Source organism: Lichenifustis flavocetrariae, assembly GCF_026130545.1.
Lineage (GTDB): Bacteria > Pseudomonadota > Alphaproteobacteria > Rhizobiales > Beijerinckiaceae > Lichenihabitans > Lichenihabitans flavocetrariae.
This window is the reverse complement of the sequence record NZ_JAMOIM010000163.1, coordinates 1-714: the sequence shown is the minus strand read 5'-3', so window position 1 is coordinate 714 and position 714 is coordinate 1. Positions and strand designations below refer to the sequence as shown.

1 protein-coding gene is annotated in these 714 nt (G+C 62.6%); it reads left to right on the top strand.

Translation table 11 applies throughout. The features are described 5' to 3' along the window. Positions 1-13: 13 nt before the first annotated feature. Positions 14-714: sensor histidine kinase (locus M8523_RS36450; protein ID WP_282589669.1), on the top strand; the 701-nt coding region annotated here is incomplete at its 3' end.

Genomic DNA, 714 nt, shown 5'->3' with positions numbered 1-714 from the left:
GCTGCTCGGTCTTGTGTCCGCCACAGGTGCTGCAATCCGCTTGAACGGACGGGTTCGATCCTTCGGGGTGACACCGCCCATCGCGGAGATGGAAGCTGTCATGACGCAGTTGCAGGCCATCGCCGACGATGACGTCGTCATGCTGGAGTCGTTAGGGGCGAGATTCCCGCAATTCGCAACGCTGGCATCGACCGCAAGTGGGGCTCTGTTCCTGCCAATCCTCAACAACCCGGGCGACGCGATCGTGTGGTTTCGACCGGAACTTCCCCAGACGGTCGTGTGGGCCGGAGATCCAAACAAGGCCGCACAGGTTGAACGTGGGGCGAACCGACTTTCACCCCGCAAGTCGTTCGCCGCCTGGCGTGAGCTTCTGCGAGGGACTTCGGCGCCCTGGACGATCGGGGAGGCCGATGCGGCGCAGGAGCTTCGTCGTATCGTTACGGTCGGGCTCTTGCATCATGCGGAAGCCCGATTGATGCGGCTGTCCAAGGAGGAAGAAGAGGAACGCTTAAAGGCCATGGCCAAGATCGACCGTGCCAAGAGCCTCTTCTTCGCGAATGTGTCCCACGAGTTCCGCACGCCGCTGACGCTCATGCTCGCCCCCTTGGGCGATGCGCTTAACGACCCCTCCGCGCCATCGCTGCCGGCCCCGCAGCGTCAGCGCATCGAGGTCGCCCACCGCAACAGTCTGCGTTTACTTCGACTTGTGAATAC